Below are 13,560 nucleotides of genomic sequence, written 5' to 3' on the forward strand. Positions count from 1 at the left end.
TCAGATCTCGTGGACAGTCACCGGCTCGCGCAGCCTCAGGCTGAGCTGGTGTTCCAGCCGCTGGTGCAAGGTGATGAGAGCTGCCGGACACCCCCGGCAGGCACCTTTCATGGCCACGGCGACGGTGCGTTGCCCGTTGTCGACCGTGACGTCGACCAGTTCGATCGACCCACCATGCATGGCAGCCACGGCACCGACAGGGCCAGCGATGAGTTCGTCGGCGCACCATCTCAGGGTCTCGGCTTCGTCGAGGATCTGGGCATCGGGTCCACCGCTCCAGTCGTCGGTCCTTTCGAGAGCCATCGTCAGAGCGGTCCGGAAGTCGCCACCGATACGCTCCCAGCTGTCCTCGAGGACGGTGGCGATGACGGCACCAACCGTCACCTCGACGTGCACCCGTCCCAGGAACTCGTCGAGACCAGGCGCGCTCACCAATTCACCGGCGAAGGGTAGGCTCACCCCCGACACCACCCAACGCAGGGTCGCGGGGTCAGCCGTCGCCTCCGGGTGAATGGCCGTGGAAGGACGCGAGGCAAGCTTCATCAGATCACCAGATTCGTCACGAGACGACCGATGAGGGCCATGATCCACGCCAGCGCGAACATGTAGCCGAAGGCGACCGCCGGCCACTTCCACCCGCCGGTCTCTCGTTTCATGATGGCAATGGTGGACATGCACTGCAGGGCATAGGCGAAGAAGAGGATGAGGGCAACGATGGTTGCCGGGGTGAAGATCTTCTCGCCCTCGTGGTCGCCGTGCGTCCACGTCCAACGGTCCAGCTGTTGGGCCACCTCGGCATCGTCCTCTGGGTCGGTGGCTGAAGCCATCTGGCCCAGGGTGGAGACGGCCACCTCTCGAGCAGCCAGTGATCCGATGAGGGAGACGTCAATGCGCCAGTCGAATCCCAGCGGTTCGAAGACCGGCTCGACGGCCTTGCCGACACCAGCAGCGATGGAGTGATCCATGGTGTAGGCCGCCACGGCGACGTCATCGCGCGGATCGACACCCGCTTTTGACAGCTCGGAGTCAGACTGCATCGGGAAGGTCGTCAGGGCCCAAATGACGATGGTCGTCAGCATGATGATGGTGCCAGCCTTGTGCAGGAAGGCCTTGGTGGGCTCCCACATCGCGATGCCCACCGAGCGCAGTGTGGGAATCCGATATGGCGGCATTTCCATGTAGAAGGGCAGGAGTATGCCGGAGCGATCGGTGATCTTCTTGACGACCCAGGCCGCCGTCATCGCCGACACCGCGCCGAGCAGGTAGAGCAGGAACATCGCCACACCTCGCCCGGAGAACGGGCCGATGCGGGTGGCGTCGGGGATGAGCATGCCGACCAGCAGCACGTAAACGGGCAGTCGGGCCGAGCAGGTAGCCAGCGGGACGCCGAGCATCGTCGCGATGCGGTCCTTGGCCGAGGGGATGGTTCTCGTGGCCATGACCCCGGGGATGGCGCAGGCGAAGGAGGACAGCATGGCCACGAATGCTCGTCCCTCCAGCCCGGCACGGCTCATCACCTTGTCCATGAGGAATGCTGCCCGTGACATGTAGCCCACGGCGTCCAGCAGGGCCAGCAGTAGGTACATCAGCAGGATCTGTGGGACGAAGACGAGTACGGCTCCGACGCCGCCGATGATGCCATCGCCCAGCAGACCGGCGAGGATCGGGTTGGAGACGTGGTCGTCAACCCAGCCGCCGAGCCAACCGAAGAAGCCATCGATGGCGTCCTGGAAGGGCGCTGCCCACGTGAACAGTGCCTGGAAGAATAGGAACATCACGAGGAAGAAGACGATCGTTCCCCACACCGGGTGCAACAGGACCTTGTCAATGCGCTCGGTGCGAGAGTCGGGCTGGGGATCCTGGTACCCCGCGCTGGCAAGGGTCGAGTCGACCCATCCGGTCAGCTCCTCTGCTGCGGTGGGCGGCGGAATGGGGGGACGGCTCCAGGTCTGCCACTCGCTGATGAGGTGACGTAGTTCCCCGATGCCGATGCCACGGTTGGCGACCACGGAGACCACTGGTACGCCCAGTGCCTGGGACAAGGCTGCGGTGTCGAGGCTGCCGCCGCGTCGTCCCAACTCGTCAGCCATGGTGACGACGACCGCTGTGGGGAGGTCTCGCTCCAGGGTTTCTGCGAGTAGCAGCAGGGATCGGCGCAGGGCCGTCGCATCGGCGACCACCAGAACGGCGTCAGGTGCCTGGACGCCCTTGATCGTCCCATCCAGAGCCTCGGCGACAATGGCCTCGTCGGGGGAGATGGGGGTCAGTGAATACGTCCCGGGAAGATCCTCGATGCCGTACTCGTCACCGCCGATGTGGCACACACCGGTGCTGCGGGAGACGGTGACGCCGGGGTAGTTGCCGGTCTTGGCGTGCAGACCCGTGAGGTGGTTGAAGATCGACGTCTTGCCACCGTTGGGAGAGCCGACCAGAGTCAGTTTGGGTGATCCCGTCGACAGCTCGACGGTGGGATCGGTGTGGCACGTGACGGTTGCGGGCATGGGCAGTCCTCGAATGGGCGCGTGTCATCGCGCAGGAAGGGTTGGGAAGGAAAGTGGACTGTCAGGCGGCTGCGACGGACAGCTGAGCCTCGACAACAGGGCGCGATGCGGTCTGTGGAACAGGGCGGACCATGATCATGTCAGCTTGGGCTCGACGCAGACACATCTGGACGTCGCAGACGTGGAAGACCATCGGGCCACCGAAGGGTGCCTGGCGAATCTTGGTGATGTCGCGGCCCTGTCCGAACCCGAGCATGTGGAGCCGGTGACAAATGTGGTCAACACACTCGGGTGCAATGGACTCGATGGTCGCGCTCTGGCCAGCGGCCAGGCGGCTGAGCGGCACGATGGTCTCCTCATCTGCGGTGCCGCGGTGTATCTGCTTCCTCATCTCGTCTCCTTCGTGATTCCATGACGGCGTCGGAACTCCCGGTGCAGCCCAAAGGATAGTCAAGCCTTACCTCATTGTCATTACCGGGGGTGTTTTTCGGCATGTGGACGTCGTGAAAACCCTGTGGATGGCCGGTTGGCGGCGAGGGCGGGGTAGTCTTGCCAGCCGTGACCGAACCTGATTTCGACGTTGTCGACTCACCGATCGGCATCTTCGACTCTGGATTCGGAGGGCTGACGGTGGCCCGATCCGTCGTCGACCTCATGCCCAACGAGGACATCATCTATCTGGGTGACACGGGTCGGGCGCCCTATGGTGAGAAGACGATTGCCGAGGTGCGCCGCTACGCCCTGCAATGCCTCGATCGACTCGTCGCTCACGGCGTGAAAGCCCTGCTCATCGCCTGCAACACGGCGTCATCGGCAGTGCTGCGGGATGCTCGGGAGCGTTATGACGTCCCGGTCATCGACGTCATCATGCCGGCTGCTCGGCGAGCCAGTTTGGCCACCCGGAACGGTCACATCGGCGTTATCTGCACCGAGGCCACGGCTCGCTCCTTGTCCTACCAGGACGCACTGGCAGCGGTGCCTGGAATCACCCTGACGACCCAGGCCTGCCCGCACTTCGTCCCCTACGTCGAGGAGGGAATCACCAGCGGCCCGGGGTTGGAAGCTATTGCTCGGGACTACCTGAAACCGATCCAGGAGGCCGGCTGCGACACTCTCATCCTGGGCTGTACCCACTACCCGCTGCTCGCCGGGCTCATCTCCTACGTCCTCGACGACGACGTCACGATCATCTCTTCCTCCCACCAGTGCGCGCGGGCCTCGTACTCCTTGATGGCTGAGTCGGGACTACTGCACTCCGAACCTCGTGAATCCAGCCGCTACTTCCTGACGACTGGTAACGCCGAACGTTTCGAGAGGCTGGGGCGACGACTCATGGAGGGTTTCGTCCACGACGTGCAGTCGGTGCACGCCGACCGCCATCCCTTCGGGGATCGTGCGGTCGTGCGCGACTGAGTGACGCAGGTGAGTGACACGGTGGCGGTGCCGCGTCATCGTCATGATTCGTGTCAGTCCCTCCGGCTACCCTTGGCGGCGTGAGTGAGACTTCTCGAATTGATGGACGGTCACTTGACCAGTTGCGTGAGGTCACCATCAAGCGCAACTGGCTCTGTCAGGCCGAGGGATCGGTGCTGGTGAGTTTCGGTCGCACCACCGTGCTGTGCAATGCCTCGGTCACCGAGGGGGTGCCGCGCTGGCGCAAGGGATCGGGCCTGGGCTGGGTGACGGCGGAGTACGAGATGCTGCCGCGCGCCACCAACGAGCGCTCCGCTCGGGAGTCCCGCAAGGGCAAGGTCGGCGGGCGCACCCACGAGATCTCCCGGCTGGTCGGACGATCCCTGCGCGCCGTCGTCGACGACAAGGCGCTGGGTGAGAACACCATCATCCTCGACTGCGACGTGTTGCAGGCCGATGGCGGCACCCGCACCGCCTCGATCACCGGCGCCTACGTCGCCCTGGTCGATGCCGTGAACTGGCTGCGGGAGCGCGGCAGTCTGGCCGGGGAACCCATCACCGGATCGGTGCAGGCCATCTCGGTGGGAGTCGTCGGTGGCACCCCGATGCTCGATCTCGCCTACGAGGAGGACTCCCGAGCCGACACCGACATGAATGTCGTCATGAGCGGTACCGGCGACTTCGTCGAGATCCAGGGCACCGCCGAGGGAGCTCCGTTCAACCGTGATCTGCTCAACCAACTGCTCGACCTCGCCGCTGGTGGTTGTGCCACCCTCAAACAGGTCCAGTCCGAGGCCCTGGGGGTGAGCCTGTGAGCCGCATCGTGTTGGCCTCCAACAACCCCAGGAAGCTGGTCGAGCTGCGTCGCACCTTCGAGTCGACCGGCACCCCGGTCGAGGTCGTCGGTCTGTCGGAGGTGAGCGACGTCCCGGCTCCCGCCGAGACCGGCACCACCTTCGTCGAGAACGCCCTCATCAAGGCGCGCGCCGCCGCCCGTGACACCGGTCTGCCGGCCCTGGCCGACGACTCCGGCCTCGAGGTCGACGCCCTCAACCGGATGCCGGGCATCCGTTCGGCACGCTGGTCGGGGCCGCAGGCCACCGACGAGCGCAACCTTCGACTGCTGCTCGAGCAGACCTTCGACCTTGCCCCCGAGCGCCGTCGTGGCCGTTTCGTGTGTGCGATGGCCTTCGTCGACCCCGACGGCACGCAGATCACCAAGGTCGCCACCATGGAGGGTCGGGTCATCCCCGAGGCCAGAGGAGCCAACGGGTTCGGCTACGACCCGATGTTCGTTCCCGACGCGCAGCCCGGCAACCTCACCAGTGCCGAGATGACCGCCGAGGACAAGGACGCCATCAGTCATCGCGGCCAGGCGGTGCGAGCCATCGTCCCGGCCGTCGTCGCCCACCTGGAAGGCCACTGAGATGCAGGTGTACCTCGACCTCCTGCAGCGCATCCTCACCGAGGGGGTGCGTCGCCCCGACCGTACCGGCACCGGTACCCTCAGCGTCTTCGGCCACCAGATGACCTTCGACCTGCGCGAGGGTTTCCCGTTGGTGACGACGAAGAAGATCTACACCCGCAGCGTCTTCGGGGAACTGCTGTGGTTCCTGCGCGGGGACACCAACATCGGCTGGCTGCACGAGAACAACATCCACATCTGGGACGAGTGGGCCGACGAGGATGGTGACCTCGGCCCGGTCTACGGCCACCAGTGGCGTTCCTGGCCCGACACCGATGGCGAGGCGATCGACCAGATCGCCCGGGTCATCGAGCAGATCCGCACCAACCCGTGGTCGCGTCGGCACATCGTCTCGGCGTGGAACGTGGCCGAGGTCGACCAGATGGCCCTGCCACCGTGTCACACCCTGTTCCAGTTCTACGTCACCCCAGACGAGCAGGGGGAGCCCACCTGGCTGAGCTGCCAGCTCTACCAGCGCTCCGGCGACACCTTCCTGGGGGTGCCCTTCAACATCGCCTCCTATGCCCTGCTCACCCACCTGGTCGCCTCGGTGACCGGTCTCAAGCCGCTGCGGTTCGTCCACACCCTGGGCGACGCCCACCTCTACCTCAACCACCTCGACCAGGTTCACGAGCAGTTGCAGCACCAGCCTCGCAGTTCACCGCAGCTCACCGTCAACCCACAGGTGCGTGAGATCGACGGGTTCGAGCTCTCCGACATCAAGCTCACGGGGTACGACCCCTACCCGGCCATTCCCGCACCGATCGCCGTCTGACCGGCTCGTCAGGAGGATTCCATGAAGGTCGTCGCCATCGCTGCCGTCGCCGACAACGGCGTCATCGGCTCCGGACAGGACATGCTCTGGCACATCAGCGCGGACTTCCGCCGTTTCAAGAAGGTGACGATGGGCCACACCCTGGTGTTCGGCAGGCGCACCTTCGAGCAGGTCGGGAGGCTGCCGGGGCGTCGCCACATCATCTGCACCCACGACCGGCAGTGGTCGGCCGACGGGGTGGACGCCGCCGCCAGCCCGCGTGAGGCCGTCGAGATGGCCCGGGACGCCGGTGAGACGATCTGCTACATCGCCGGTGGCGGCCAGATCTACGCCGATGCCCTCGACCTGTGCGACGAGCTCGACATCACCGAGGTGCATCGCAGCCCTGAGGGGTCGGCGCGGTTCCCGACCATCGATCCCGCGGTGTGGGCCGAGATCCGGCGTGAACCCCGTGACGGATTCGACTTCGTCGGTTACCGCCGCGTGACGTCGTGAGGCCGACGGCGTCGATCCTCCATCTGGACATGGACGCCTTCTTCGCCTCGGTGGAGCAGCGCGACAAGCCCTCACTGCGCGGCAAACCGGTCATCGTCGGCGGGGTCGGCGGCCGGGGAGTGGTGGCGACGGCCTCCTACGAGGCCCGGGTGTTTGGGGTCCACTCCGCGATGGCGGGGGCACAGGCCCGCCGGCTGGCACCGCATGCCGCGTTCCTGTCCGGGCGCTTCGAGGCCTACCGGGAGTCGAGCAGGGTCGTCATGGCAACCCTGCGGGAGCTCTCCCCGCTGGTCGAGCCTCTCAGCCTGGACGAGGCCTTCGTCGATCTGGAAGCAAGGGCAGTGCCCGTTGACGACCTCGACGCCCTGCGCCAGATGGCTACCGAGCTGCGGGCCAGGGTGGCCGAGCGCACCGAGGGGCTGAGCTGCTCGGTGGGGATCGGATCGAGCAAGTTCATGGCCAAGGTGGCCTCCGAGATGGCCAAACCGTCGCGAGGCCATGCCGATCAGGTCGTCCTGGTCGCTCCCGGAACCGAGGCCGAGACCATCGCACCCCTACCGGCACGGGCCATTCCCGGCGTCGGACCGGTGACCGCAGAACGTTTGGAGACACTCGGGTTTCGCACCATCGGTGACGTCCGGGCCGCCCGTCGGGCGGAGCTGGTGCACGAGTTGGGGCAGGCCGCCGGGGCGAGCCTGTTCGCCCTGGCACGGGCTCAGGACGATCGCCCGGTGAGCGTCAGCCGGATCGCCAAATCCATCTCGGTGGAGGACACCTTCGAACACGACCTCACCGATCGCCGGGAGTGCCGGGAAATCGTCGAGCGGCACGCCGGGCTGGTGTGTGGCCGGTTGAAGCGATCCGGCCATTTCGCCCGCACCGTGACGCTCAAGGCGAAGATGGCCGACTTCACGGTGTGGTCGCGGTCGGTGACGTTGAGCGGGTCCACCGACTCACCGGAGCGGATCGCCCGCCTGGCGGTGCGCATGCTCGACTCCCTCGACCTGCGCGAGGGAGTGCGACTGCTGGGCGTCGGGGTGTCGAACTTCACCACCTCGGCCCAGGAGGAGCTGTTCGACCTGGACGGTGAGGGCCAGCTGCGTGACGACCCCGTGGTCAGCGAGGGCGTCCCACTGATCCAGCCAGGGCCGTTCGGGCGGCGGCGATCCTTCGACGGCAGGCGTTGGCCGCCGGGCGCCGACGTGGTTCACGACGAGTACGGCCGGGGCTGGGTGTGGGGATCGGGACACGGCGTCGTCACGTGCCGGTTCGAGCACCGCGGCAGCCCGATCGGCAGGGTGCGGTCGATTCCCGAGGACGACGCGGCCCTGCACCCGGCGCACCCCCTGGGCCTGGCATGGCAGCCGCCGGAGGAGGGGGAGAGGACTTCATCGGGGGACGAGCCCTCCCACTGATCTCGCGAGGCGGATGCTCACAAGCCCGACTCCCGTGGTGGATGCCTGTGTCGATGAGCGTTTGGTGAGCGTTTTTGGGGGGGTGGGTATGGCATCTGTCGGGACGGGTGTATCTTTTTCTCTGTCAGCCCAATGGGTGGGTTGATACCCGGGTGATGTGGGGAAGTCGGTGGGAATCCGGCGCTGTCCCGCAACCGTGACCACATCTTGTGTGGAAGTCGGAGTACCAGATCACCGCGGGGATTGGTTTCCTGTTCCGTCGAGGGTTACGGATCGACACCGACGCATGCCACGCCTGTGCTGTCATGGACCCCTCTCGGAACGTGCTTCCGAGGAGGAGCGACATGGCAGTAGAAGCAACGACGACGTGCAAGCGTGTGGTGGGCCCGGTGATGGCTGCCGCACTGATGATAGGCGCAGTGGGGGTGACGGCGGCCCCTGCCCAGGCAGCTCAGGCGTCTGGGCCTGCCGATTATGCCTCCCAGGCCGGCAGGGCGGCTGGTTACATCGATAAGCACAGTGCCGATCTGACCAAGGACAAGTTGGGGCCGCAGTTGGATGGGGCTTTGGCGTTGGTGGCTGCTGGCAGGAAGGATTCGCCTACCGTCGCCAAGGTCAAGGACAACATCAAGACCCAGGGGCAGAGTTACTGCACTGAGACGAATGTGGGTGGATGTGCGAAGGTGACGATCACCCTGCTGGCTCTTGGTGAGTCGACCACCTATGACGGGTTCGACTACTCCCAACGAGTGACGTCACTGCCGGCCTCGGCACTCAAGGAGTATGCGACGAATCAGGCGTTGGACATGATTGCCCTGGAGCGGTTGGGCAAACCGATCCCGCAGAACCTGCTCAAGTCGGTCACCGAGTATGCGTCCACGACTCCCAAGTGGGATGACCCGGACACTGACGGTCTCATGCTTACGGCTTTGTCGCATGTGACGGCCCCGGACAAGCAGAAGGCTGTCACGAGTCTTGTCAAGCGTCTTGACGCCGACAAGCAGGATGGTGCCTGGGGTTCCAAGGGCAAGGGCCCGAATGTGAACACCACTGCGTGGGTGGCACCAGGACTGTACCGTGCTGGCGATGCTGACCACAAGGCGCAGGCTGTGGCCGGTCAGAAGTGGCTCGTGAGTCAGCAGCAGGCTGACGGGTCTTTCAGCACACCGTATTCGCCGTTGATGGCGACGACGCAGGCGGTTCCCGCGCTGCGTGGTCTGCAGTCCTATGACAATGTGGGTGCCAATCAGGCCCACGAGGAGCCGGTTGTTGGCTGACGAGGTGGCGTTTTAGTCATCGTCAAGGTCGCGTTGGGGCGGCTTTTGTGGCTGCCCCAGCGCGATTGTTGTGGTCAATTTGGGTCATTGCGGCAGTGCGTCGTGTCGGTGCGTGGGGTGTGTCAAGTATGTGTGGGCGCCGGTGGGCGTGTGTGATAGCGGCTGTTGTCATGGTTGCGATGTGTGGTGGCGTGGTGCCACGTCAGGCGGTCGCAGACGCGGCATCTGATGATCTTGATACGTGGTCGACGGGCAGCCATCGCTACCCCGATAGCGGCGAAGGCTTTTATAGTAAGGGGGATAAATGGCATGATGGGTGGTGTCGGCAGGGCGAGGGATTTGCGGTTGTTATTGATTTTTCGGGTGCGCCGAAACCGTTGCGTGGCCTGTTGACGGAAAAGTACGTTGGCAATTTTGGTCTGACAGCCAGTGATGGCTGGATCGTCCGCTGTCATATAGGGAAACCAAGTTCTGGCCGCAGGTGGGATAATTACGTTTCCTCGGTGGGCTTCTCGATAGACAAGTACGTGTATCAGCGGCCGTCGCGGACTGTTGAAGCCGGAGGGGGTTTCGATGCGTATTTACTCAATACTACTGGCGTGTGGTATCCCGCAACTTCGCCTCCAGCGGATACCAGCAAGAATCTATATGATTTTACTCCAGGTGTGTGGATTCATGCGGATGCGCACGGTGAGTTGCCGAAATTGCCGGGTCAAGGCACGTCGCTGGATGGGTCATGGCCAGGAAAAATACCGTACGTCGATGACGATCCTTCCCTCACGTTAGTTCATAACTATTACGTCGATCACAATAATGTTCCGTTAGATTCTGTGATGTATGTGTCGTATGGGGGGCCGGCGTGCCGCGGTAATATCAAAGCCGAGCTTATGCTGAATTCGTCGGAGCCCCACCCGGCTAAGCAGGTGTGTTTGGGGGATGCGGCGGCGCATCCGGAGAAATACAAACGCATGGATCCTAAGACGGGTCAGCCGTGTCCGGGGTGGACGTTGACGCCGCAGTTCTCGGATGGGACTGTGAATGGGTGTGTGCCGAAGAATCCTCGGCCGCGGCCTTCTACTCCCACGGGTGGCCCCACGCGGGATCCGGGGTCGGGGAACGGGCCGCATCCGCACAGGCCGCGGCATACTCGTAGGCCGACTCCTCCTGTCAGGCCGCATCCTGGCCAGCACCGTGCAGGTGTGGGCGGGGCCACTGGTCGCGATGGCACTCCTCATCATGGAGTCTTCCATCGGAACGCTCACAAGGATGTTCATGCGGGTGATCGGGTGAGCTCGCAGGTGCGCAAGGCTGCGCGCACGCCTTCCCCATCGGCTCCTCCGTCTACGTCTGCCACACCGTCGGTGTCCGCGTCTCCGTCGCCCTCGGTGTCTCCATCCGCCACACCGTCTCCGTCTGTTTCGGCTGGGGTGGTGGTGTCGCCGTCTCCTGGTGATGGTCGGGTGTGGGGTTCTGAGCAGCAGGGGCCTGCCGCCTCGGATGGTGCTCGTCGTCGGGTACCTGGTTGGGTATGGGGTGCCGGTGCAGGTGTGCTGGTGGCTGCCGGTGTCGTGGCGTGGTGGATGACGCGGGGTAGGCGTCGTGACCGCGAGGACGACGAGGTGGGTACCGACCTGTTCGAGTGAGGCGTCCGCACGGCGGGACGCATGTTTGTTGTTCGATGAAGACTGCCACACGTGAAGGACATGTGTGGATGAGAAAGGCGAAGGATCAATGGGCAAGACGATGATGAGGTGGGTGACGGGGGGTCTGGCTGCCGTGATGGCGGTCGGCGGTCTCGTCGTGCCTGCATGGGCCGATGACGATGATGTGAAGCAGATTCCGACGGCGTCGGCGGATCAGTGGCATCCGGGCTGGTGTGCCAAGGGTGAGGAGGGGTACTCGGTTCTCATCGATTTCGCAGCGCTGGATCCGAAGGATCGCGGTGATCTCGCCCCGACCGCATCGAAGCTCACCGACGCCCATGCCAAGGACGGCTGGCTGGTGCGCTGCCACAAGGGCCTGGAGCCGATCAAGACTGTCGAGCGTGACAATCCAGAGAGATGGGTTAACGCGGAATACTGGGCTGCGGCGGTGGGTATTCCCGGGAAGGTGAATACCCAGCGGTATGCCGAGTGGGAATATCGTTTTTTGGGGATTACTCCTTGGTATGGTATGACCTCGAATGGCGAGCGGATTCAAACGGCGACAATGTCGGTAGTTCCTGACAAGAACGGTACCCTGCCGCCATGGCCGAAAAACGTTAAAGAGGGTCATGACTATCCCGGTAGGCCGAACTCGAATTATTATGGGAATTATTCTGGGATGATCCAGAAGCCGGTGAAGGGAATGGCCGTGGCCGTCACTGCTTTCCCTTTTGGATACAAAAATACCGTTAATGAATATTTCGCTGGTGACAACCCGAATCGGCCCGAGCACCGGCCCCAGTACGGCGAGGCCCCCGCACCGACTCCGGAGCCGACGGTGAGCCCCACGGCGACGTCCGAGCCGACAGCGGATCCGACTCTGACGCCACTCCCGACTCCGGACCCGGAACCCAGCGAGACCACCGATCCAACCCCCGAGCCGGAGCAGATTCCGACGGCGTCGGCGGATCAGTGGCATCCGGGCTGGTGCGCCAAGGATGAGGAGGGGTACTCGGTTCTCATCGACATGGCGGCGTTGGATCCGAAGGACCGGGGTGATTTGAATCCGGCCACGACCACGTACACCGACGCCCACGTCAAGGACGGCTGGCTGGTGCGTTGCCACAAGGGCCTGGAGCCGCTCAAGTACGCTCCAAGTGGCGAGTGGGGCGCAAAGTTCAAGGCGGCGAACTGGGCTGCGAGTGTGGGTATCCCCGGGACACGGGACCTCAATGGGTGGTACCACTTCCTGGGGATCACTCCCAACGGGGATGAGACCTCGGACGGTGACTGGATCTTGGCGGGTGCGTTGACGGTGGTGCCCGACAAGGACGGCATCCTGCCGCCGTGGCCGGAAAAGGTTGTGGAGGGGGAGCCCTATCCGGGTGCACCGATCAATGATCCTGACGTGTTCCCGTCGATGACGGACAAGCCGGTGAAGGGGATGGCCGTGGTCATTGGCTTCGAGCCTGATGGGCACACGGACGATCCGAATGATCCTGACAAGAAGTTCTATTTCGCCGGCGACAACCCGAACCGACCCGAGCACCGGCCCCAGTACGCCGACGCTCCCGCACCGACTCCAGAGCCGACTCCGACTGTGGTGCCGACCCCGACGGTGAGTCCCACGCCGACGGTGTCCCCGACCGGCACCCCGGCCCCGACCGGTACCGTCACGCCGACCCTGACGCCATTGCCCACCCCGGACACGAACCCCAGTGGGACCACCACCCCTGCTCCGAATGCGTCTGTGAATCCTCCCGATTCGACGGTGCGGCCGGTGGATGGCCGAGATGGTCGCGGTGACGCGGAGATACCTGCAGTCCCGGGGCCAGATGGCGGGTCACTGGCTGCTCCCGCACTGCCCGCCACCGGAGCCTGACCAGGCGATGGTGGGGGGACACCCGTAAACGTGTCATCTGTTGTGAAAGGAAGAGATGCAATGATGACAGAGAAGAAGATGGGAATGTCGACGATGAGCCGACGGATCGCCGGCCCGCTGGTTGCTGTGCTGCTGGCCGCTGGTGCCGTGACCGGGACGGGGGCGGCCCAGGCGGCTGGGCCAGCCTCCGGACCGGGATGGCATGATGGGGCCTGCGCTGCCAATGAGGGGCAGACGGTCGTCGTGGACTTCAAGGATGATCCGAGCCACCAGAAGCCGGCTGTGGAGGGCAACTGGCCAGCTGGTGCGAAGGACTCGCGGATTTTGGTGCGGTGCAATGTGGGTGGCACCTGGGCTAATCCCAAGGGTGATGCCCGGACCGAGCCGCTCAAGGCGGTGGGAATCACCTATTCCCCGGAGGGGGGTTTCATCGACACGGTCAATGGTGTTCACGACGATCAGGGCAAGAATGCCTACTGGATGTTCTCTTGGGCCAGTGAGTCCAACAAGAACTGGGATCTGTGGGCCCCGCCGAAGCAAGGCGTTGGCACGTGGGTGGGCGTGACCTTGGGCGGAAACAGGATTCCGTCGATCAATCCCCCCGTCAAGAAGTAAGTGAGTAGTGAAGGGGATCGGCGAGGTCTGGGGGTCTCGCCGATCCCCTTCCGTCATGCCAAAGGTTGCACGGTTGGGG

Annotated in this window: 13 protein-coding genes; 10 read left to right on the plus strand and 3 right to left on the minus strand. The window is 64.3% G+C overall.

Going from position 1 to position 13,560, the window contains the following annotated elements:
* From ACUCCZ_RS02605 to ACUCCZ_RS02615, 3 genes are all read right to left on the minus strand, one after another.
* On the minus strand, positions 1-543 hold the full coding sequence (locus ACUCCZ_RS02605) for a NifU family protein (RefSeq protein WP_016665925.1): 543 nt from the start codon (positions 541-543) through the stop codon (positions 1-3).
* Positions 543-2,501 carry a ferrous iron transporter B gene (gene feoB, locus ACUCCZ_RS02610; RefSeq protein ID WP_435917740.1) on the minus strand — a complete coding sequence of 653 codons (1,959 nt, stop codon included), beginning with the start codon at positions 2,499-2,501 and terminating at the stop codon, positions 543-545. The genes ACUCCZ_RS02605 and feoB overlap by 1 nt, the downstream gene beginning before the upstream one ends.
* A gap of 61 nt (positions 2,502-2,562) precedes the next feature.
* Positions 2,563-2,880, minus strand: coding sequence for a FeoA family protein (locus ACUCCZ_RS02615; protein WP_196768540.1), 318 nt, complete (start codon positions 2,878-2,880; stop codon positions 2,563-2,565).
* 179 nt (positions 2,881-3,059) lie between these two features.
* On the opposite strand from ACUCCZ_RS02615, the gene murI reads away from it, so the two are divergent.
* From murI to ACUCCZ_RS02665, 10 genes are all read left to right on the plus strand, one after another.
* A complete protein-coding gene (gene murI / locus ACUCCZ_RS02620; protein WP_435917739.1) occupies positions 3,060-3,914 on the plus strand; it encodes a glutamate racemase in 855 nt (284 codons plus the stop codon).
* 50 nt (positions 3,915-3,964) lie between these two features.
* Entirely contained in the window at positions 3,965-4,729 is a 765-nt protein-coding gene (gene rph / locus ACUCCZ_RS02625; RefSeq protein WP_435917738.1) for a ribonuclease PH, read from the plus strand.
* Positions 4,726-5,340, plus strand: a complete 615-nt coding sequence (rdgB, locus tag ACUCCZ_RS02630) for an RdgB/HAM1 family non-canonical purine NTP pyrophosphatase (RefSeq protein WP_435917737.1) — start codon at positions 4,726-4,728, stop codon at positions 5,338-5,340. Before rph ends, rdgB begins: the two co-directional genes overlap by 4 nt.
* 1 nt (position 5,341) lies before the next feature.
* On the plus strand, positions 5,342-6,154 hold the full coding sequence (locus ACUCCZ_RS02635; RefSeq protein WP_021104418.1) for a thymidylate synthase: 813 nt from the start codon (positions 5,342-5,344) through the stop codon (positions 6,152-6,154).
* Between the two features lie 21 nt (positions 6,155-6,175).
* Positions 6,176-6,649: a dihydrofolate reductase gene (locus ACUCCZ_RS02640; protein WP_435917736.1), complete on the plus strand. Its 474-nt coding sequence runs from the start codon at positions 6,176-6,178 to the stop codon at positions 6,647-6,649.
* A complete protein-coding gene (locus ACUCCZ_RS02645; protein ID WP_435917735.1) occupies positions 6,646-8,064 on the plus strand; it encodes a DNA polymerase IV in 1,419 nt (472 codons plus the stop codon). Before ACUCCZ_RS02640 ends, ACUCCZ_RS02645 begins: the two co-directional genes overlap by 4 nt.
* Positions 8,065-8,456: 392 nt before the next feature.
* On the plus strand, positions 8,457-9,341 hold the full coding sequence (locus ACUCCZ_RS02650; protein ID WP_435917967.1) for a prenyltransferase/squalene oxidase repeat-containing protein: 885 nt from the start codon (positions 8,457-8,459) through the stop codon (positions 9,339-9,341).
* A 1,460-nt stretch (positions 9,342-10,801) separates the two neighbouring features.
* A complete protein-coding gene (locus ACUCCZ_RS02655; RefSeq protein WP_435917734.1) occupies positions 10,802-10,984 on the plus strand; it encodes a hypothetical protein in 183 nt (60 codons plus the stop codon).
* Between the two features lie 64 nt (positions 10,985-11,048).
* Complete coding sequence (locus ACUCCZ_RS02660; protein ID WP_435917733.1) at positions 11,049-12,866, plus strand: hypothetical protein; 1,818 nt, start codon at positions 11,049-11,051, stop codon at positions 12,864-12,866.
* Positions 12,867-12,926: 60 nt separating this feature from the next.
* Positions 12,927-13,481: a hypothetical protein gene (locus ACUCCZ_RS02665; protein WP_063279889.1), complete on the plus strand. Its 555-nt coding sequence runs from the start codon at positions 12,927-12,929 to the stop codon at positions 13,479-13,481.
* Positions 13,482-13,560: the final 79 nt, after the last annotated feature.

The sequence above is a fragment of the Cutibacterium nasicola genome (assembly GCF_052654715.2).